Here is a 20,822-nt window from a genome sequence, read left to right as displayed (position 1 = left end):
TATGACCGATCTATCGGGCAAGAAAGCATTGATCACGGGAGGTCTTGGCACTCTTGGCGCGGCCATGGCAGCATCCTTCAAGGCGGCCGGGGCCGACGTCACCATCCTTGATCGGCCCGATGGATCGCCCTTGGAAGGCTATGGCTATCTCGGTGTTGATCTGAACAATTTGGCGGGGGCTGAAGATGCGGTGAAGCAGGCCACGCCCTTTGATATCCTCATCAACAATGCCGCGCTCATCATCAACAAGCCACATGATGCTTTCTCGCTCATGGAATACGAGGATCAGATTCGGGTGAATTCGTCGGCTGCGTTTGCTCTGTCGCGGGTCTGTGCTCCGGCGATGAAGGAGAAGGGCTGGGGCAAGATCATCAATCTCACCTCGATCACGCTGAACGGCCAGTGGGATGGCTATGTGCCCTATGTCGCCTCCAAAGGCGCGATGCTTGGGCTGACAAAAGGGCTGGCGCGTGAACTCGGACCTTTTGGGATCAATGTGAACGCTATTGCACCCGGCGCCGTGAAATCAGCCGCTGAAAATCGCGTGTTTGCCGACCGGCTGCAGGAGTACAACGACTGGGTGCTCGATCGGCAGTGCCTCAAATCCCGCATCGAGGCGAGCGACGTAGCTGACCTAGCGCTCTTCCTCTGCTCAGATTCCGCACGCATGATCTCCGGTCAGAATGTGGCCATTGATGGCGGGTGGTAGATGCTGGAACTGAAAGCGGGTGACGCAAGACTCAGCCTGCACCCAGAAATGGGTGGTGGGATTGCTGGGCTTTGGGTCGATGGCAAGCCGGTTTTGCGGGCTTGGTCGGGCAAGGCAGAGGATGGTCCCTTCGCTCTTGCCTCCAACACTCTGGTTCCGTTTTCCAACCGGATTGATGGTGGTTTCACCTATAAAGGCACCTTTCACCCGATGGCGCAGAACATGGATATTGATCCATTGGCCATCCATGGAGATGGCTTCCAGAAGGAATGGTCGGTTGTTTCGTCCAGCGAAAGCGACGCGGAATTACACCTGCCTGATGGCGCTTTCGGACCTTATGCCTACGAGGCGACGCAGACCTTTTCGCTGAGCGAGACTCGCTTCATCAATACGCTGACCATGATCAACAGGGCCGACATCGCGCTTCCCTTTGGCGGTGGATTTCATCCCTGGTTCCCACGCACTGCGGAAACACGCCTGCAGGCCAATGCGCCTGACCATTGGCCGGAAGGTGAGGGCAGTTTGCCGGCCTTAGACAGGTCGCAACAACCGCCTGAGGACTTCGATTTTTCGACCTCCAAGCCGTTGCCCAACCGGTGGATCAACGCCGGTTTTTCGCGTTGGGATGGTAGGGCGCGTATCACGCAAGGCGATGACGCAGTCTCGGTGACGCTCGCCAGCAAAACGCTCACAACGGCCATCATCTATTCTCCAGAACCGGGGTGTGGGTTCTTTTGCTTTGAGCCGGTGTCACATCCCGTCAACGCCCACAATCTTCTTGGAATGCCTGGCCTCCGAGTTCTGCAGCCGGGTGAAAGCCTGGCGTTGGACATGTCTTTGGACTGGGGAGCCACCTAATGGATTTTGTGCCCGTCCATGACGGTCGATACGCCGTCGCCGAAGGTCCGGTTTGGGATGCCCCAATGGGTAAGCTTTTCTGGGTCGACATTATCGGCAAGACCATCCACGCCTTTGATCCGACAAGTGGCGCGCAGCAGGTGTGGTCGTCGCAAGACTTTCCGACTGCACTTGCGATTTCCAAGGATGGAAACCGAGCGCTGGTCGCTTTGGCTTCCGGCATGAGGTGGTTCGATTTCGACACCGGCTCATTCACGTCTTTTGCCGATCCTGATCCCATGCCGGGCAATCGCCTCAACGAAGGCAAGTGCGACCCGCAGGGCAGGTTCTGGACGGGATCGATGCAAACGAACCTCAACGAAGATGGATCAGGACGCGATATGGATCGCAATTCCGGCGCGCTGTTTCGTGTCGACCCGGACGGATCCACCCGCCGTCACACCGAGCATGAGTTTGGTATTTCCAACACACTGGCCTGGTCGCCCGATGGCAAGACCTGCTACTTCGGGGACAGCACCCGCAATGTGATCTTCGCCTATAACTGGAACGCTGACGAGGGCACGATAAGCAACCAGCGTGTTCTCCTTGAAGGCTATGATCGCGGAGCCCCCGACGGATCTGCGATGGATGAGGATGGCTGCCTCTGGAATGCGCGGTTTGGCGGTTCCTGCCTCATCCGCATCACGCCAAATGGCAACTTGGACAAGGTGATCGAGCTGCCGGTGACCAACCCTACAAGTTGCACATTCGGTGGTCCTGACCGTAAGACGCTATTCGCGACATCGGCGCAGTTCACCTTGAGCGAGGCACAGCTAGCCGCGAACGCAACCGAAGGCGCCGTGTTGATGGCATCAATGCCTGTGGCGGGTGTGCCGGACCATCGATTTGGAGCCTGAAATGAAAAATGCCCTGCTACTTGGCCGCGTTTGGCGCGCGGACTCTGGGCGCTCGGTGGGTCCGTCTGTGGTGACCGTGCGTGGCGACGATGTGGTGGACATCACGTCATCAAGGGCGCCGACGGTTCGTGACATCTGCGAATTGGACGACCCCGCGAGCTATGTTGCCAGTGCAGATGGCGAGGTGCTTGGCACTTTAAACGAGATCATGGCTGCGGCAGTTGGTGATGACGCTGGTACCCATCTTCTGGCGCCTTGCGATTTACAAGCGGTCAAAGCCTGTGGCGTTACCTTTGCCGGATCGATGGTTGAACGCGTGATCGAGGAACGCGCTGCCGGTGACCCCTCAGCCGCGCAGGCGATCCGCGAGCGGATTGGGGCTCTGATCGGCGAAAGCCTGAAGAACATCACGCCGGGCTCAGATGAGGCCATGGCCGTCAAGCAGGCGCTGATCGCCGAAGGTCTTTGGAGCCAATATCTGGAGGTCGGCATTGGCCCGGACGCTGAAGTCTTCTCCAAGGCCCAAGTGCTTTCATCGGTTGGCCATGGAGCCAAAGTTGGTCTCCACCCGTCTTCGAAATGGAACAACCCTGAGCCAGAAGTGGTTCTGACGGTCTCGTCCAAAGGAGCGATCCTAGGCGCGACGCTGGGCAATGATGTCAATCTGCGCGACATTGAAGGCCGATCGGCCTTGCTGCTCTCAAAAGCCAAGGACAACAACGCGTCCTGCGCCATCGGCCCCTTCATTCGCTTGTTCGATGACGGTTTCACGCTGGATGATGTGCGCAACCAGACGCTGACCTTGCACGTGGAAGGCGAGGACGGCTTTGTGATGCACGGGCATTCCGACATGTCGCAGATCAGCCGCGACCCAGCCGACCTAGTGGTGCAGACGCTGGGCGCGCACCATCAATATCCAGATGGGATTATGCTGTTTTTGGGCACGCTGTTTGCGCCCACGCAAGACCGCGATCCCGACGGTGCGCCCGGTGATGGGTTCACCCACAAGCTAGGCGATGTGGTGACTATCTCTTCCCCCGATCTCGGCGCGCTCACCAACTCAGTCGATCTCTCGACCAACTGCCCGCCCTGGACGTTTGGCACGCGGGCATTGATGACCAATCTTGCGCAACGGGACCTTCTTTAGTCCGATCACGCTGGTCAGTCCGTCTCGGCTTGCGCCAGATAGACGGTTTGGGTGAACGGGTTGCCCGTCAATGGGTTGTCGAAGGTCACTGGTTCTGCCCATGCCTTTGGGAAGGCGGCGCTTAGGCGTTCGAGAAAACGCGGATCGGTAGGCTTGTCCGACCACAGCCCAAAAACACCACCGGGCTTCAAGTGGCCCTTGAGCGCCTGCAAACCGTCTACGTGATAGAAACCCTCGCTGCGGCCATCCAGAAGGTGGTCGGGATCATGGTCGATATCAACCAGCACGGCATCGAAGCGACGTCCGGGTTGGTCGGGATCGAACCCTTCGCCCGACGCCATAGCGAAGAAATCGCCATCCATCAGTCGGCAGTTTGGAGCATCAGCCAAGCGAGTCCCCATCGGCAGAACGCCGGACTCGTGCCATTCGATCACTGGCTTGAAGAGTTCCACCACAACAAGCTCCGCCACGGCATTGTGGCCAAGGACGGCATCAGCGGTGTAGCCGAGCCCAAGCCCGCCGACCACCACATCGAGCGACGTACCTTGGCACGCCGCAACACCCAGTTGCCCAAGCGCCACTTCCGAAGCGGTGAAATGGCTCGACATCAAGAACTCATCGCCCAGCAGGATTTCCCAAACATCCTCGCCAAGCTTCACGTCGTAGCGACGTCGGAGGCTGAGCGCGCCGCTCGGTGTCGGACAGTAGTCGAGTTCTTCAAACAACGCGCTCATCTGACTTCTGCCCTAATTTCCTGGTCGCCGACGTGCACGGTTAGCATGATTGGCCACGTCCATGGACCGGAGAATGCTGCGTGGATGTGAAATCCATGGCAGGGGATTGCTTAGCGCAGCCTTGGCACCCTCTTGCGAAAATCCTCCCAAACGCCCACCTTGCCGGCCAAGATATGCTGACACTGACGCCACCCACACGCGATCCCATCGATGCGGTGCTTGATGCGCCAGGGGATGCTGTGCTTGCCGTGATCGCTGGTGTCGAGGGGCCGTCCTACCGTCCCGTCGGCGCTATGATGGCGGTGTTTCCCCCTGAAAGACGTGTCGGCACGTTGTCGTCTGGATGCATCGAAAGCGATATAGCCTTGCATGCGATGGAGGCGGCCGAGGCTGGTCGTCCGCGGATGCTTCGGTACGGTCGTGGCTCGCCCTACATGGATATACAACTGCCCTGTGGGGGCGGGCTGGACATCTTGTTGTTGCCGTCCCCGGATCAGGCGGCACTTGGACAGATAAAAAAGAACCGGTCCGCCCGTGTTGCTTGTTCGCTCAGGATAGACACCGAAACGGGCGCGATGGAGGTAGTGGAGAGCGGCCTCACGCATCGCGACGGAAACCAGCTTACTGTTCGCTTTGAGCCGGACATCCGATTTCTCGTTTTTGGCAAAGGCCCTGAAGCCAGCACCTTCGCGGCACTGGTGCAGTCCGCTGGCTACCCAAACCTGCTTCTCTCGCCAGACGTTGAGACGCTCGACCATGGATCGGTCGCCGGATGCGAGACACGACATCTGACGACCCAGGCCTTTCCAGCCGATCTGGCTGCCGACGATCGCACCGCCATCGTTCTCTTTTTTCATGATCACGATTGGGAGCCGCCGATACTGGCAGGCGCGCTTGGGACCTCCGCCTTTTACATCGGTGCACAAGGCAGCCAGCGCGCCCGTGATGCACGCCTACAGGCTTTGCAGCTGATGGGCATCGAGTCGGTCAGCCTGGCGCGACTGCACGGCCCCGTTGGCCTTATCCCGTCGGCACGCGACGCGGGCACCCTTGCCGTTTCAGTTCTGGCCGAGGTGCTCGGCAAAGCTATGTCGGTGGCCAATACCGAGGCAGCATGACGGTCGCTGGCGTCTTGCTGGCTGCGGGGGCTTCTCATCGCTTTGGTGCGGACAATAAACTGCTTGCGATGCTCCACGGACGACCCTTGGTACGACACGCGGCGGAGGCAATGTGCGAGTTTCGTCCGAGCGTGTTGATCGCCAGCACAAAGTCGCCTGAGATTGCAAAACTGCTCCCAGAATTTCAGATCGCTACGCCGCCTGAAGAGGCGCCTGAACAATCCGACAGTCTGCGCGCTGGCGTTTGTCTTGCCGAGAGCCATGGTGCAACGCGCATTTTTATTGCGCTGGCAGACATGCCGTTTGTCACGGCTGACTTGTTGAATGAGGTTGTCGATAAGTGCACCGACAGCCGACCAAGTGCGGCAACGGACGGTCAACGAACGATGCCGCCGGCATGCTTTCCGCAACCATACTTCAATGCGCTGAAGACCCTAAGCGGCGATCGCGGCGCTGGTGCGCTGCTCAAAGAGTTGCCGCAGGCTGCACTCGTCCAAGTCGCGGACGACATGCTCATAGACATCGATACACCCAACAGCCTCAGCGCCGCTCAATCCGATGCGGGTCTGCGTTGACTGCGAGCGCGTGCATTTGCTTTCGAAAAGAAAAAAAGACGCTCGGGTATGCAGGCAAACGTAAGGTCATCGCCTGCCAGGGCTCGCCTTCATAGGCTTCAACAAGTTGCTGAACGCTTCTGGCAGGCGGCGAATTCGGTGATGGCAAACAATTAAAGCCTGCGCTTTGCTTAGGGAGGATACCCATGAAGAAGGCGTTATTGACCGCCGTGCTGGCCGCATCAGTCGCACTTCCTGCGTCTGCATTCGCTCAGGACGAGCCGATCCGCATCGGCATTCTGGTGGCACTGGAAGGCGCATTTGCCGAAGGCGGCGCTGACGGCGTGCGCAATGTCGAAATGGCTCTGGAAGAAGCAGGCTTCATGGCCGGCGGGCGCGAAATCGAGTATGTCGTCGCTCCGTCCGACACGACGCCGGATACGGCCGTGCGCCAGGCTCGTAAACTCGTCGAGCAGGACAATGTCGACATAATTCTCGGACCGTTGTCGGGTTCGGAAGGCATTGCGCTTCGCGACTACGCGAAGACGGTTCCAAACATCACCATCATCAACGGCATTTCAGGTGCGCTGGAGACGACGTGGGTCGATCCGGCTGAGAACTTCTTCCGCTTCAACCTTGATGGCGCACAATGGGGCGCTGGTCTGGGCACCTATGTGGTTGAAGAAAAGGGCTGGGATCGTGTTGCAACGGTCGCCGCTGACTACTCATTCGGCTACACGAACTTCCTTGGTTTCGCCGTCGACTTCTGCCGCGCTGGGGGGGAAATCGTCGAGCGTTTCTGGGTCCCACTTGGGTCGTCTGATTTTGGTGGCGTGATTGCCGCGCTGCCTGATGATGTGGACGCTATCTACCTTGGCGTGGGTGGTACCGACGCCATCAACTTCCTCAACCAGTACCAGCAGGCTGGTTCGGAAACGAACTTGATCGGCGGCACCATCATGGCCGACCAGACCGTTCTGACCTCGCGCGGTCGGGCCAAGGATGCCTTGATCGGCACGCCAACCTCTGGGCCGCTGGCCGTGGACAACACCGACCCGGCTTGGACGGACTATGTTGCACGCTACCAGGCAGCCTTCCCCGAAGATGAGCGTTTCCCTGCGCCATCACTGTTTGGTGTTGGCTACTACGTGGCTGCTTTGGCTGCCATTGAGGCGCTGAACCAAGTTGATGGCGACCTCAGCGACGACCAGGCCGCTTTCCAGGCTGCCCTGGGCGCGCTGGCGCTGGAAACCCCGCTTGGGGTGGTGGAGCTCAATGAAAACCGCCAGGCAACCGGCACCGTGTTCATCAACGAAGTCGTTGAGGACGGCGAAGGTGGGCTGACCAACCAGCTTGTGGCGACGCAAGAGGGCGTCAACCAGACACTTGGCATGTCGGCCGAAGAGTTCCGTGCAATGGGCTTGCCATCGCGCGACACGCCAGACTGCACGGCGCTGGGTGGCGCCGGCTAACCTACCAACGAAATGCAGCAAGGCCGGGACTCATCCCGGCCTTGTCAATTCCGGTCCCGCGTCTTCCCTCCAGGCGCTTGAAGGTTGGCATCGGCCAAGCTCCGCGGCCATGCGAGGTAAGCGGCATGTCGTTGATCACGTTTCTGACGCGCGTCCATTTCGCAGACCGCGTTCTTGAAGACGCGCTGCCCGAAGCGTTGAACCGCTTGGGCGCGACGCGACCGCTCCTGATTGCCGATGCCGCCGGCCATATCGGCGATACCGCCAGCCGCCTAGAACATGCGCTTCCGCTCGATGCTATCGTCACAACCTTCCCGCAGTTAGGACCGAGCGTACCAATCGGGCGGCTGCGCGCCGCCAGTGAGGTTTTCGTCAAAGGCGATTGTGATTCCTTGATCTGCCTCGGCGGGAAAACGGCTCTCGACTTCGGTCGAGTGTTGGCCGCCTTTGAGCCTGGTACTGCCTCGCGCCCGCTCATTGCCGTGCCCACCACCGTGGCCAATGTCGGCCTTGGGCCGGTCCATATGCCGGGCTTGATGGCAAGCTCTGGCAAGCTGCGGCAACCGGCTTTGCCTGCCGCCATCCTATTGGACGCGACGATGACGCTTGCAGCTGAACCCCATACGCTTGCCGCCAATGGTTTCAATGCGTTGACCAACTGTATCGAGGCCTTTCTGGCCACAGCTTACAACCCGCCTGCCGACGGCATCGCGCTGGAGGGCATCCGCCGCTCCTCCCTGTTTCTTGAACGCGCGGTGTCCGAACACGGTAATCTGGATGCCCATCGCGAACTACTGGCCGTGGCCCTCAATGCGGGCCTTGCCGCGCAAAAAGGCCTTGGAGGTGTTGAAGCTTTGGCGCGTGCAGCCGAAGACGAGATTGAAGGCACCGGCGCCCATGGGCGTTTGCATCCCTCGGTGATGCGGCCGGTTCTGGCTTTCAACGCACCCGCCGTCGGTGGACGCTATCAGCGCATTGCCGAAGCGATGGCGCTGCCGGGGCAAAGTGATGTTGCCGACGCGCTTGTGACAATGGGCCAACGGCTTGGATTGCCTGAGCGATTGGGAACCGAGCCTATCGACGGTCAACGGCTGGACAGCGTTGCCCGGCGCGCTGCCGCCGACCCGGCCAATCTAACCAATCCGCGCCATGCGACGCAGGCTGACTACCGCGCGCTTCTGGAGCAGGCGCTTTAACCGACCTTACCATGCGGCATCGCGCTTGACGTTGCTGGGCACATGGGGAAGTCTACTTAAAAAAGGCATTAAAAAAGATGCTGAAAGGGTGGAAACAGTGAGCAGTGCCATAGCCGTCTTTCACGGCGCGTTCGGTCGCGTGTGTTTGTATTCCATGGATCGTAAAATGGCGCCGCATGGTCACCGTGAGGGCCATCTTGTGTTCCACGTGGCCGGACCTGCCGGACAAATGGTCGTCGAGGATAAGGCCGTGCCAATTTCTGCCGGACAGGCCGTGGCCGTAAGCCCTTGGCAGGGTCACTATTACGAACCGCTGATCTACAGTGAGCCAACGCTAGCGCTGGTCTTGTACATCCGTCCGGGCTGGTTCTTGGAGGCCGCGCGCCAGGTTTCGGCATCGATGCGTTTTGGCCGCAACGGCATTGAGGTCACCGATCACCTGGCGCGGATGGTCGCGGAAACCGCGCGCGTCATGCTTGATCACGACATGGAAGATCCCCTGTTGGAGGACCGCCTATGTACGCTCACCCAAGCCGCCTTTGATCAGTCCTGGCAGTGGACCGAACGCGGTGCTGCCTTTACCGGGCCGCATACGCCGGCACGCGACTTTCGCATCCGCAACGCCTTGCGGCTAATGCAGGACAATATCGGCGGGGAGTATGCGCTCAACGTGATCGCCCGCGAGGTGGGTCTGTCGCGCCCCCATTTTTACAAGCTCTTCCGCGCTCAAATCGGCCTGACGCCGAACCTTTATCTCAACGCTTTGCGCATGGAGCGGGCGATTGAGCAGCTCAGCGCAACGCAGGCGCCGGTCTCTGATATCGGCCTGGACCTCGGCTTTTCCAGTCAGGCAAGTTTCTCGCGCTTTTTCATCTCCAACGGGGTTGTGCCACCGTCGAACTATCGGCGTTCGGTGCAGTCAGTGGAGTTGGTTCATCCGCAATGACCGCTCGAAATTGGCGCCTCCTGGAAGCGCCTTTTTTGCGGACCTGGAGCGCAATCAGAAGACTGTCGGGTATGCGATCGTGACCAGGCGCGCGTTAGCTTCCCGGCAAAGGAGATTGTCGCCCCCATGATCGGATTCGCATCCAGACACCCCATTTGGTCTCTGATCATTCTGCTCGCGGTTGCAGTCTTTGCCTGGATGATCTTTGCGCCGTGGCCTCCTGGTCTTGAGGAGGCGTTGGGCCGCAAACGGATTTTCCTCAACGCGATCTTTGGTGGCGTGACGCTGGGTGCGCTCTATTTCTTGGTCGCCTCAGGTTTCACCCTGATCTTTGGACTGATGCGCAACGTTAATCTTGCCCATGGATCGCTCTACCTGCTGGGTGGCTATCTGGGATTTGAGATATCCGAGTTCACCGGCTCGTGGCTCCTTGCCTTTCCGATCGTTTTCATCATCGTCGCGCTGTTGGGCGTCATCTTACAGCATCAGGTGTTCCGCCGGATGGACGGCGAAGACCTTCGCCAGACCATGGTCACGATTGGTCTGTCGGTGGTGCTCGCCGATCTCATGCTCTGGTACTGGGGCGGGCAAAGCTACACCATCTTCGCGCCCGATTGGCTGTCGGGGCCGGCGACCTTGCCGGTCATTTCATCGATCCGCGAATCCGGTGAGATCGTCTATCTGCGCTACCCCGCTGTGCGTATTGCCATCCTGGTGGCGGCCATCGTCATCGGTATTGGCATGTGGTTGCTCCTTAACCGCACGCGCCTCGGCATGTTCGTTCGCGCTGGTGTCGATGACCGCGAGATGCTCGCCGCGTCAGGCGTGCGCATTCAGTACATTTTCTTGGCAGTTTTTGCTTTCGGCGCGGGTCTGGCCGGGATTGCCGGCATCGTTGGCGGCACATTCCAATCGCTCAGTCCGGGCGAAGACACACGCTTCCTCCTGGCATCGCTCGTCGTAGTGATTGTCGGAGGAATGGGCTCCATCCCTGGTGCCGCGCTTGGAGCTCTCATCATTGGCCTGTCGGAGCAGCTTGGGTTGGTCTACGCCCCCACCTATTCGGTCGTGTTCACATTCCTGATCATGGCCGTCGTCCTGGCGTTTCGGCCCCAGGGACTGTTGGGGAGCACGCGGTAAGCCATGGCGGTCATCGGCAACACGGACAGAATCGATGGCAAGGCGAGGTCCGCCCCTTCGCAAAGCTGGTGGGAGCGCATACCGACAGCAGCCTGGGTGCTGGCCGTGGTGCTGCTTTTCATGCCGGTCGTCGCCAATGACTTCATCTTGTTCCAGGTTTTCGGCTGGACGTTCATTCTGGGCATGATCGCGTTGTCGCTGATGTTTTTGGCCGGCTATGGCGGCATGGTGAGCCTGATCCAGATGTCAGTCGCGGCCATGGCCGGGTATATGGTGGCGATCTTCGGTATCTCAGGCATCACCGAGTTGTCGTTGGGGATGCCGTGGTGGATCAACATCCCGCTGGCGATCGTGATCGCAACAATCTTCGGTACGCTTGTTGGGGCGCTAGCCGTGCGCACCGAGGGTATCTACACGATCATGATCACGCTGGCGATCGCGTCAGCCTTCTTCTATTTCTCCCGGCAAAACTACACGATTTTCAACGGCTACACCGGCTTCAACCTGGTGGTGCCGCCGCAGCTTTTTGGTGTCGATTGGCGACAACCGATGCCGTTCTACTACCTGACGCTGGGCTGTGCGTTCCTGGCCTACATTGCTGTCGTTTACGTGTCGCGGGCACCCTTCGGTTTGGCCTTACAAGGCGTGCGCGACAACCCCCGGCGCATGGCCGCACTGGGCTACAACATCGTCGCCCATCGGATTGCGGCCTACGCCTTTGCAAGTGTCATCGCCGCCGTGGGTGGCATTTTGCTGGTCTGGCAGAACGCACAGATCGCACCGGGCACGGCCGGGATCGGCGCGGTTATCGACATCTTGGTAATCGCCGTGATTGGCGGCCTTGGCCGTCCGATCGGCGCCTTCATCGGCGCGCTTATCTATGTCGTGCTGAGCACCTTCGCACCTGATTTCCTACTCTCCATCGGCCTGTCAGGCGAGCGGTTCAATCTGCTCATCGGGCTTGGTTTTCTGGCGATCGTTTACTTTTCGCCCGACGGCGTTTTGGGCCTGTGGGAGCGCTGGCGCGCCAGCCGACACAAACGCGGTGATCCCCTCGTTGGGAGCGATGGATCATGAATGTGATCGCTGTGCCAGACAGCGCCGAACGTATGGTTTCGGTCAGCTCAGGCAACGCGCTTGAGCTGCGCGGTGTCACCAAGATGTTTGGCGCCTTGGCGGCAATTTCCGACATCACCTTGACGGTCGGGTCTGGCGAGCGCCGCGCCGTGCTGGGCTCAAACGGTGCTGGCAAGACCACACTGTTTAATTGCGTTACCGGCGATTTTTTCCCGACCAGCGGAACCATCCGCCTGTTTGGCGAAGATGTATCGCGCTTTCCCGCCTATGAGCGGATCCGTCGCGGGCTGCGACGCACCTACCAGATCAGCCTGTTGTTTGGCGGTCTGACCGTCCGAGACAATGTTTACCTGGCTTGTCGCGGGGTTTCGCGTGGCCGCTTTTCGATGCTGCGCACCCGCCAGAACGACCCGTTGCAGGTTCGGGTTGGCGAGCTGATTGAAGCGGTCAATTTGACCGATGCCAGCGACGCGCTGGTGTCCGAATTGAGTTATGGGCAACAGCGACAGCTTGAAATCGCCCTGGCACTGGCCGGTGCGCCGCGTCTCATTCTGTTTGATGAACCTGCCGCCGGCCTGTCGCCGACCGAACGCACCGAGTTGATCAACATCCTAACGTCGCTGCCCGGTCACATCGGCTACGTCATCATCGAGCACGATATGGACGTCGCCCTGCGCGTCGCTGAAAGCGTCACGATGATGCACAATGGGCGGGTCTTCAAAGAGGGTACGCCGGAAGAGATCGAGAATGATCCTGAGGTGCAGGCGCTCTATCTCGGTCATGGCGAAGACGGGGGTGACGCGTGATGGCGACCACCAGCCGCCGCGGCCCTGCCGCCCTGGAGATCAAGGGCCTGAACGTCTTTTATGGCGCCTCGCACGCGCTGCAAGGCGTTGATCTGCAATTGGAGTCAGGTGTCCTGTCGGTCGTTGGTCGCAACGGCATGGGCAAGACGACCCTTTGCAAGGCGATTATGGGGCTGGTGCCAGTCGCCAGCGGTTCCATCAGTTTTGACGGCCAATCGCTGGTCGGCAAGGACCCGACCGACATCTCTCGCCTGGGCATTGGCTATGTGCCCCAAGGACGCCGGTTGTGGCCGACGCTGTCGGTCGACGAACACCTCAAAATGGTCGCGACCAAGAATGGCTCTTGGACCGTTGAACGGGTGTACGCGACGTTCCCGCGCCTGGCCGAACGAAAGGGCAATGGCGGCGCCCAACTGTCGGGTGGCGAGCAGCAGATGCTCGCGATCTCACGTGCGCTTCTGTTGAACCCGCGCCTGCTGGTGATGGACGAGCCGACCGAGGGTCTTGCCCCGGTCATCGTCGACCAGGTCGAACAGATGCTGATGCAGCTCGCCGACGAAGGCGACATGGAAGTGCTCGTGATCGAGCAGAACATCGGTGTGGCCTGCGCGGTGGCCGATGACGTCGCCATCATGGTCAATGGCCGCATCGCGCGTATGGCGCCTGCGGCGACGCTTGCCGCTGACCGCGATCTGCAACAGCGTTTGCTGGGCGTCGGCCGCCACGCGCACGATGATACGCCAGAACCCGAAGCGCAGACTGATCGCAGCGCCGGAGGCGAGGCCGGGCAGGAACGGGCAGCGCGCGCGACCAAGATCTACAACGCCAACCCGACCAATCCCAATCGCTGGTCAAAGCCGGTGCCGGTTGCGCAGCTTGAGCGTCTTGCACGCGTTGTCACGGCCTCGACCCCGACGACCACCAGCGTTCCGCAGGTGGAGATCAGGCCGCTGACCTCGCCAGGCGAAAGCGTCGTGCTTGTTGCCGGTACGCTCGACACCAAAGGCGATGAGCTGCGTTACATGCGTGATATCGTTCGAGCCGCCGGTTTGCCCGTTCGCATGGCCGATCTCTCCACGTCAGGCGGACACTCTGGCGCGGAAGTTCCGGCCCATCAGATCGCCGCCTTCCACCCGCGTGGCGCATCGGGTGTGTTCACCGGAGATCGCGGCACATCAGTGACGGGCATGGTTTTGGCCTTTGAACGATGGATAGAGCGGCAGTCCGGCATTGCCGGCATTCTCTCGGCGGGCGGCTCTGGCGGCACCGCCATGGTTGCGCCTGCCATGCGCGCGCTGCCCGTGGGCGTGCCGAAACTGATCGTGTCCACAGTCGCATCGGGGCAGGTGTCGCAATATATCGGCCCATCGGACATCACGATGATGCATTCGGTCGCCGATGTGCAGGGGCTGAACGTGCTGACCGAGGAAGTGCTGGGCAATGCCGCCAACGCCATGGTTGGCATGGTCAATGCGCGGCGCGCTGCAGCGGCCAGCAAAATCGCCAAACCACCAGCCAAGCCCGCCGTCGGCCTGACCATGTTCGGCGTGACGACGCCGTGCGTGCAGCAAACGGTTGCACGCCTCGGCGATGACGTGGATTGCCTGGTTTTTCATGCCACCGGCATTGGTGGCCAGTCGATGGAGAAGCTCATCGACTCTGCCAAAATCACTGGCGTTATCGACACCACCACCACTGAGATCTGCGATATGCTGGTGGGCGGTGTTTTCCCTGCAACGGAGGATCGCTTCGGCGCGGTGATCCGCACGCGCATCCCCTATATCGGCTCGGTCGGCGCAACCGACATGGTAAATTTCGGTGCGCCTGAAACCGTGCCGGATCAGTTCAAAGGCCGTACATTCTACGAGCACAATCCGCAGGTGACGCTGATGCGCACCACGCCGGACGAGTGCGCCCAAATTGGCCAATGGATCGGCGGTCGCCTCAATGAAATGGAGGGGCCAGTGCGCTTCTTCCTGACTGAGGGCGGCGTCTCGGCTCTCGATGCGCCGGGCCAACCGTTCCACGATCCTGCCGCCAACGCCGCGCTGTTTGGTGCGCTCAAGACAACTGTTCGCGCCACGAGCAACCGACAACTGATCAGCGTGCCCCACCACATCAATGACCCTGCCTTCGCCGATACGCTTGTGAGCGCCTATCGCTCGCTGCATGGCGGTCGGCCCGTACGAGGAAAGCAAGCAAGCCGATGATCCCCCGACATCAGATACTCGAGAAATTTCGCTCCATGATCGCTTCAGGTGAGCCCATTATCGGTGGCGGCGCGGGCACCGGTCTATCGGCAAAATGCGAAGAGGCCGGCGGCATCGACCTGATCGTAATTTACAATTCCGGGCGCTACCGCATGGCTGGACGCGGCAGCCTGGCCGGGTTGATGCCCTATGGCGATGCCAATGCTGTGGTCATGGAAATGGCAGGCGAAGTGTTGCCAGTCGTGAAAAACACGCCGGTGCTAGCGGGTGTTTGCGCCACCGATCCGTTCCGGCTGATGCCGGTGTTCCTGGATGAACTCAAGCGTGTTGGCTTTGCTGGCGTTCAGAACTTTCCAACGGTCGGGCTTATCGATGGCAGCTTCCGCGCCAATCTTGAGGAAACCGGCATGGGATTTGGCCATGAGGTGGACATGATCCGCCTCGCTGCCGAACGCAACATGCTGACCACCCCTTACGTCTTTGACGAAGACAGTGCAGCCGCGATGGCTGAGGCTGGCGCAGATGTAATTGTCTGCCATCTTGGGCTGACAACGGGCGGATCGATTGGCGCTGATACGGCCGTAACGCTGGAGCAGTGTCCAGCGCTGGTCGATGCCTGGTCCAAGGCCGCGCTGGCGGTCAACAAGGATGCCATCATCCTGGTGCATGGCGGACCAGTGGCGATGCCCGATGACGCCGACTTCGTCCTAAAAAACACCGAAACCTGCCACGGCTTTTACGGCGCCTCTTCCATGGAGCGTTTGCCGACCGAAGTGGCTTTGACCGAACAAACACGCGCGTTCAAGCGCATCAAGGGCCGCTGACGCTTCGTCAGCGGGATGGGAGGATCTCATGTCCGGACAACTTATCGGAGAGCTGATTTTGTGGCTGATCGCGGCGGTCATCGTCATCGCGATCATCTACTGGGTCATGCAGTGGCTGTATAAGCGCTCAACCAAGGAAGTCGCGTTCGTGCGCACCGGCTTTCTGGGCGAAAAGGTCGTCATAGATGGCGGCGCATTTGTTTGGCCGATCATCCACGATATTACGCCGGTCAATATGAACACGCTGCCGCTGGCGGTCAGCCGATCCAATGACCATGCCTTGATCACCAAAGACCGCATGCGCGTTGATGTTGAGGCCGAGTTCTACATCCGCGTACGCCAGGACAAGCAGTCTGTCGCGATGGCCGCTTCCACGCTCGGGCGCCGGACCCTTGAAGCGCAAAATCTGCACGGCTTGCTGTCGGGCAAGTTTGAAAGTGCCATGCGCGCGGTGGCCGCCGAGATGGACATGGCCAGCATGCATGAGAACCGCCACACTTACGTTGAGCGCGTTCGCTCGCTGGCGCAGGATGATCTGGAGAAGAACGGGCTGGAGTTGGAGTCCGTCGCCATCATCGACATCGACCAAACCGCGCTGGAGTATTTCAATCCGTCAAACAGGTTTGATGCCGAAGGTCTGACCTCGCTGATCAAGGACATTGAAGAACGCCGCAAGCTGCGCAACGACATCGAGCAGGACTCGATGATCAAGATCCGCGCGCGCAACCTTGAGGCCGAAAAAGAAGCGCTTGAGATCGAACGCGAGAGCGAGTCGGCCAGGCTTGCCCAGGAACGCGAAGTTGAGTTTCACCGCGCGCAGCAGCGTGCTGAATTGGCCAGGGAACGGGCCGAGCGGGAAACCGAAGCTGAGAGTGCGGAAATTTCCGCCAAAGAAGCGATTGAGAAGGCGCGCATTGCCAATGAGCGGGGTATCGCCGAAGCGCGCATAGCCTCCGAACGCGAAATCAGAGCCCGCGAAATCGCTCGTCAGAAAGACATTGATTCTGAAGAGATCGCAGCCCGCGAGACCACAGAGACCGCGCGCATCCTGCAGGAGCGCGCCATCACCGAAGCTCGTATTGCCAACGAGAAAGAAACGCAGGCTCTGGAGATTGCCCGCCAGAAGGATATCGAGAACGAGGAGATCTCGGCCCGCGAAGCCACAGAACGCGCGCGTATCGCTCAAGAGAAGGCTGTTGCCGAAGCGCGCATCGCCAAGGATCGCGAAACGCAGGAACTTGAGATCCAGCGCCAGAAGGCCGTGCGCCAGGCGGAAATCGAAGCCAATGAAGCCAACGAAAAACGCCGCATGGCGCAGGATTTGTTGCTCGCCCAGACCCGCATCAAGGGCGAAGAGGACATCAAGCAGCGCGAGATTGCCCGCCAGCAGGCGCTTGACGAGGCAGAGATAACCTCGCGTGAGACCATTGAGCGCTTGCGTATTCTTCAAGCCGCCGAAGTGTCAGAAGCGCGCATTTCTGAAGACCAGCGGGTGCGCGAACTGGAGATCGACCGACAAAAGGCGGTCGAGGCAGCCGAAATCGCAGCGTCCGAGGCCGTTGAAGCCGCACGCATCGCCCGCGAGAAGCAGATCGCCGCCACGCGGATCGCGGCCGACGAAGCAACTCAGAACCTCGAAATTGAGCGCAACAAAGCTATCGATGCAGCGCGCATCGCTGCAGAAGAGGCAATCGAGCAGGCCCGCATTGCGCAATCCAAAACCGTGGATGCCGAGCGCATCGCCGCTGAACAGGAGGTGCGCGCCCGTGAGATCGAGCGCGAGGAAGAGCTCGAAGCGGCCGACATTGCTCGCCGCGAGAAGGTCGAGAAGAAGCGGGTCGCCACCGAGCTTGCGCTTGAGAAAGATCGTATCGCGAGCGCCAAAACGCGCGAAGTGAGCGACATTGAACGCAAGCGCATTGTCGAAGCGGCCGACGAAGAGCGCGTCGTTGCTCTTGCTGAGAAGAAGGCCGAACGCGCCGCAGCCGAGGCCAGCGTCAAGCAGGCAGAGATTTCTGCCAATCAGTCGGTGGAAACGGCTGAAATCGGACGCGAGAAGGAAGTCGAAGCGGCGAAGCTCGAACGTCGTCGGGCGCTTGAGCAACTTGAGATCGCTCGCGTTCAAATGCTGCGTGAAGCTGAGATCGCCAGCCAAGAAGAAGTGGAGCGCGCACGCGTCGCTTCCGAACGCGGCCTGGATGAAATCCGCATCGGCCACGAGACCGAGCGCCGTCGCCTTGAGGTGGAACGCGAGCGCGAAGTCGAGACCGTGCAGATGGAAAAGGCCATCGTGCTCTATCAGAAGTCTCTAGAAGAGAGCGCGGCACGGGCTGAGGCTGATGCCGCTCGTGCGCGGGCTGCCGAGGCGGAAGAGAAGGTCCAGACCGTTCGCGAGACCGAGGCTGCCAACCGCAAGAAGTCAATCGATGTGTTAATGGCCGAAAAGGCCGCTGCCGAGGCCAAGCACATCGCCGAGGCCGAAAAGCTACGTGCTGCCGTCGAGGCCGAGGCACAGCGTCTCATCAACGAGGCCGAGAATGTCCTCACCGATCCAGCGCGCGCCTCTCTGTTCCGCCGGAAAATGCTGGAGCACGTCGAAGGCATTGTGTCGGCCAGCGTCAAGCCGCTTGAGAAGATCCAGGACATCCGGATCATGCAACTGGACGGCGGGATGGGCGGCAGCAATGGCGTCGGTTCGGATGGATCGCCGACCGATGAGGTGATCAACTCTGCGCTGCGCTATCGTGTGCAGGCCCCGCTTATCGACAGCCTTCTGGCCGACATTGGCGTTGATGGCGCAAACCTGTCCAAACAGGGTGGCTTGATCCGCGAAGCATCCGACATGCAGCGCGTGGCCAATGAGGTCGCTAAGGGCAAAGGTTCATCAGGCGGCGACGGGTCCGGCAAGGGCTCGGACAAAGACGGGGGCAAAAAGTAGATGGCCCGCGTCTACATCTCTTCGGTAATCGATGTGCCAGCCACACGTGTCTGGGAGCGCGTGCGCGACTTCAATGGCCTGCCACGCTGGCACCCATCGATCCGCGACAGCCGCATCGAAAACGGCGAACCGGCCGACAAGGTCGGCTGCATCCGCGACTTTCACCTGCAGAACGGCGATCGCATCCGCGAGCAGCTGCTGGGCCTGTCGGACTACGACATGTTCTGCACCTATTCGATCCTGGAAAGCCCGATGCCGCTAACCGATTATGTCGCGACGCTGCGGCTAACGCCCATCACCGATGGCGATCGCTGCTTCGCTGAGTGGAGCGCAGAATTCGAGTGCGCTGAGGAGGAGGAAGAGGGCCTGGTGAACGGTATCGGCAATGATGTCTTCCAGGCTGGGTTTTCGGCGCTCAAACGGCAACTGGCCACCTAGGCGGCGCGAGTTTCGGACATGGTCAAAGTCGTCAAAAGCACAATCATTGAAGCGCCGGTGGAGGACGTATGGGCCATCCTGCGGGACTTCAATGGCCATGATCAGTGGCACCCTGCGGTGGCGCAAAGCGCCATTGAGCGTGGCAACCCGTCCGACATGGTGGGCTGCGTGCGCCGTTTCCGGCTTGCCGATGGGTCAGAGCTGCGGGAGCGGCTTTTAACGCTATCGGATATCGACATGGCCTTTACCTATTGCCTGGAGGATACGCCCATCCCGCTGCTCAATTACGTTGCCCATGTCCGCCTGACCCCGGTGACCGACGGGGACTGGACCTTCTGGAACTGGGAGAGCCGTTTCGACACGCCAAAAGGCCGGCAAGAAGAACTCAAAACGCTGGTTTCTGAAGGCGTTTATCAGGGCGGTTTTGATGCGATCCGCGAACAATTGGGGCTTGCCGCATGACCGATGTGCAAACCGTGTTAACGCTGGCCGAAGCCGCCCGGCAGATGGGCGCCGACAGCGCCTATATGGGCGGCGGCACTGTGCTCATGCGCAACGTCAATGCCGGCGAAGCGCCGCCGCGACTGGTGCGCGCCACGGACCCTGCGCTGACTGAGATTCGCGCCATGGGCGACCGCGTAACGATCGGCGCCGGTGTGACGATGGCGCAGATTTTGGCGCAACGTGAGCTGGAGTTCCTGCACCCGGTTGCGCGCCAGATCGGCGGTCCGCAAGTGCGCAATATGGGGACTGTTGGCGGAAATATTTTCGCTCCGCATCCCTACGGCGATTTCGCCGTCGCGCTGCTCGCTTTGGGTGCGCAGGTGACAATGGCAGGCGGGTCCAATGCCAGACCCATCGACGATGTTTTGCGTGACCGCGAACGACCGTCAGGCCTTGTCGCTACGTTGGAGGTTCCGCGTCCCCCGTCAGGAACTTTTGGCTTTCTCAAGGTCAGCCGGGTGAAGCCAAAGGGCGTTTCTGTGCTTTCCATCGCCGTGTTCGCCCCACAGTCCGGCGGGCGCATCTCAGGTGCGCGTGTGGCATGGGGCGCGATGGCGGATCGACCTGTGCGCGGCAATGCTGTGGAGCGCGTTATGGAAGGTCAGTCCCTGGGCGCAGGAATCGTCGACCGCGCCGCCCAGGTCGCTGCTGACGGACTCAACCCACCAACCGATCCGATCGCTTCAAGCTGGTATCGCAAAGAGGTGGCGAGCGTGCATCTGCGCCGTCTGTTGCAATCCATGGGAGCCCGCTAATGGCCCACGATGCATCCAAAAAGAAGCCGGTCAACCTGACGCTAAACGGCGCACCGACGGCTGCTTTCGCTGACCCGGGGCAGAACCTACTAGACTTTCTGCGTCGCGGCGTCGGCGACCTGACGCCGAAATATGGTTGCGGGCAGGGCACCTGCGGCGCCTGCACCGTGACGATAGACGGGCAAACGCAGCTCTCCTGCTTGGTCTTGGCTGAATCCGTGGACGGGAAAACCGTTGAAACTGCAGGCGGCCTTGCCAATGGCGCGCAGCTCGACCCGCTGCAAGAATCTTTCATGGAGAACTTTGCAGCCCAGTGCGGTTACTGCACCCCCGGAATGCTCGTGTCCGCTCGCGCCTTGCTGGAGCGTAATCCGCGCCCAACGCGCGAAGAAGTCATTGAAGGCATCTCTGGCAATCTCTGTCGCTGCACCGGCTATGAGCCGATCATTGAGGCCATCTTGCAGGTTGCTCATGGCAGCACCGGGAGGGCCACCGGATGA

General features: G+C 60.3%; 20 protein-coding genes. 19 read left to right on the top strand and 1 reads right to left on the bottom strand.

The window, feature by feature from the left end:
* The first annotated feature begins 1 nt into the window (after window position 1).
* Genes JJ917_08105 through JJ917_08090 form a run of 4 tightly spaced genes read left to right on the top strand, consistent with a single transcriptional unit; the run spans window position 2 to window position 3,610 of the window.
* Window positions 2–709: an SDR family oxidoreductase gene (locus JJ917_08105; GenBank protein ID MBO6698776.1), complete on the top strand. Its 708-nt coding sequence runs from the start codon at window positions 2–4 to the stop codon at window positions 707–709.
* Window positions 710–1,567, top strand: a complete 858-nt coding sequence (locus JJ917_08100) for an aldose 1-epimerase (protein ID MBO6698775.1) — start codon at window positions 710–712, stop codon at window positions 1,565–1,567.
* Window positions 1,567–2,463, top strand: a complete 897-nt coding sequence (locus JJ917_08095; GenBank protein MBO6698774.1) for an SMP-30/gluconolactonase/LRE family protein — start codon at window positions 1,567–1,569, stop codon at window positions 2,461–2,463. Before JJ917_08100 ends, JJ917_08095 begins: the two co-directional genes overlap by 1 nt.
* Window position 2,464: 1 nt before the next feature.
* The gene (locus JJ917_08090; protein MBO6698773.1) at window positions 2,465–3,610 is read left to right on the top strand and encodes a fumarylacetoacetate hydrolase family protein; all 1,146 of its coding nucleotides are present in this window, start codon (window positions 2,465–2,467) and stop codon (window positions 3,608–3,610) included.
* 14 nt (window positions 3,611–3,624) lie between these two features.
* Here JJ917_08090 and JJ917_08085 read toward each other — a convergent pair whose 3' ends face one another.
* The gene (locus JJ917_08085) at window positions 3,625–4,335 is read right to left on the bottom strand and encodes a spermidine synthase (GenBank protein MBO6698772.1); all 711 of its coding nucleotides are present in this window, start codon (window positions 4,333–4,335) and stop codon (window positions 3,625–3,627) included.
* A gap of 182 nt (window positions 4,336–4,517) precedes the next feature.
* Between JJ917_08085 and JJ917_08080 the strand changes: the two genes are divergently transcribed.
* The 15 genes from JJ917_08080 (at window position 4,518) to JJ917_08010 (ending at window position 20,822) form a co-directional block, all read left to right on the top strand.
* The gene (locus JJ917_08080) at window positions 4,518–5,462 is read left to right on the top strand and encodes an XdhC family protein (protein ID MBO6698771.1); all 945 of its coding nucleotides are present in this window, start codon (window positions 4,518–4,520) and stop codon (window positions 5,460–5,462) included.
* A complete protein-coding gene (locus JJ917_08075; protein MBO6698770.1) occupies window positions 5,459–6,037 on the top strand; it encodes a nucleotidyltransferase family protein in 579 nt (192 codons plus the stop codon). Before JJ917_08080 ends, JJ917_08075 begins: the two co-directional genes overlap by 4 nt.
* 185 nt (window positions 6,038–6,222) lie before the next feature.
* Complete coding sequence (locus JJ917_08070; protein MBO6698769.1) at window positions 6,223–7,488, top strand: ABC transporter substrate-binding protein; 1,266 nt, start codon at window positions 6,223–6,225, stop codon at window positions 7,486–7,488.
* A gap of 125 nt (window positions 7,489–7,613) precedes the next feature.
* On the top strand, window positions 7,614–8,684 hold the full coding sequence (locus JJ917_08065; GenBank protein ID MBO6698768.1) for an iron-containing alcohol dehydrogenase: 1,071 nt from the start codon (window positions 7,614–7,616) through the stop codon (window positions 8,682–8,684).
* Window positions 8,685–8,850: 166 nt separating this feature from the next.
* Complete coding sequence (locus tag JJ917_08060) at window positions 8,851–9,630, top strand: helix-turn-helix domain-containing protein (protein MBO6698767.1); 780 nt, start codon at window positions 8,851–8,853, stop codon at window positions 9,628–9,630.
* A 126-nt stretch (window positions 9,631–9,756) separates the two neighbouring features.
* Window positions 9,757–10,770: a branched-chain amino acid ABC transporter permease gene (locus tag JJ917_08055; protein MBO6698766.1), complete on the top strand. Its 1,014-nt coding sequence runs from the start codon at window positions 9,757–9,759 to the stop codon at window positions 10,768–10,770.
* 3 nt (window positions 10,771–10,773) lie between these two features.
* Window positions 10,774–11,847: a branched-chain amino acid ABC transporter permease gene (locus JJ917_08050; GenBank protein MBO6698765.1), complete on the top strand. Its 1,074-nt coding sequence runs from the start codon at window positions 10,774–10,776 to the stop codon at window positions 11,845–11,847.
* Window positions 11,848–11,858: 11 nt separating this feature from the next.
* Entirely contained in the window at window positions 11,859–12,653 is a 795-nt protein-coding gene (locus JJ917_08045; GenBank protein ID MBO6698764.1) for an ABC transporter ATP-binding protein, read from the top strand.
* Complete coding sequence (locus tag JJ917_08040) at window positions 12,653–14,863, top strand: ABC transporter permease (protein MBO6698763.1); 2,211 nt, start codon at window positions 12,653–12,655, stop codon at window positions 14,861–14,863. The genes JJ917_08045 and JJ917_08040 overlap by 1 nt, the downstream gene beginning before the upstream one ends.
* Window positions 14,860–15,687 carry a phosphoenolpyruvate hydrolase family protein gene (locus JJ917_08035; protein ID MBO6698762.1) on the top strand — a complete coding sequence of 276 codons (828 nt, stop codon included), beginning with the start codon at window positions 14,860–14,862 and terminating at the stop codon, window positions 15,685–15,687. Before JJ917_08040 ends, JJ917_08035 begins: the two co-directional genes overlap by 4 nt.
* Window positions 15,688–15,715: 28 nt before the next feature.
* The gene (locus tag JJ917_08030; protein MBO6698761.1) at window positions 15,716–18,625 is read left to right on the top strand and encodes a flotillin family protein; all 2,910 of its coding nucleotides are present in this window, start codon (window positions 15,716–15,718) and stop codon (window positions 18,623–18,625) included.
* Window positions 18,626–19,063, top strand: a complete 438-nt coding sequence (locus tag JJ917_08025) for an SRPBCC family protein (GenBank protein MBO6698760.1) — start codon at window positions 18,626–18,628, stop codon at window positions 19,061–19,063. It abuts the gene before it with no gap.
* An 18-nt stretch (window positions 19,064–19,081) separates the two neighbouring features.
* Window positions 19,082–19,525, top strand: coding sequence for an SRPBCC family protein (locus tag JJ917_08020; protein MBO6698759.1), 444 nt, complete (start codon window positions 19,082–19,084; stop codon window positions 19,523–19,525).
* A complete protein-coding gene (locus JJ917_08015) occupies window positions 19,522–20,322 on the top strand; it encodes an FAD binding domain-containing protein (protein ID MBO6698758.1) in 801 nt (266 codons plus the stop codon). Before JJ917_08020 ends, JJ917_08015 begins: the two co-directional genes overlap by 4 nt.
* Entirely contained in the window at window positions 20,322–20,822 is a 501-nt protein-coding gene (locus JJ917_08010; GenBank protein MBO6698757.1) for a (2Fe-2S)-binding protein, read from the top strand. Before JJ917_08015 ends, JJ917_08010 begins: the two co-directional genes overlap by 1 nt.

The sequence above is a fragment of the Hyphomicrobiales bacterium genome (assembly GCA_017642935.1).
GTDB lineage: Bacteria > Pseudomonadota > Alphaproteobacteria > Rhizobiales > MH13 > MH13.
The sequence above is the reverse complement of the archived record's forward strand: the minus strand, read 5'-3'. Positions and strand labels throughout refer to the sequence as shown.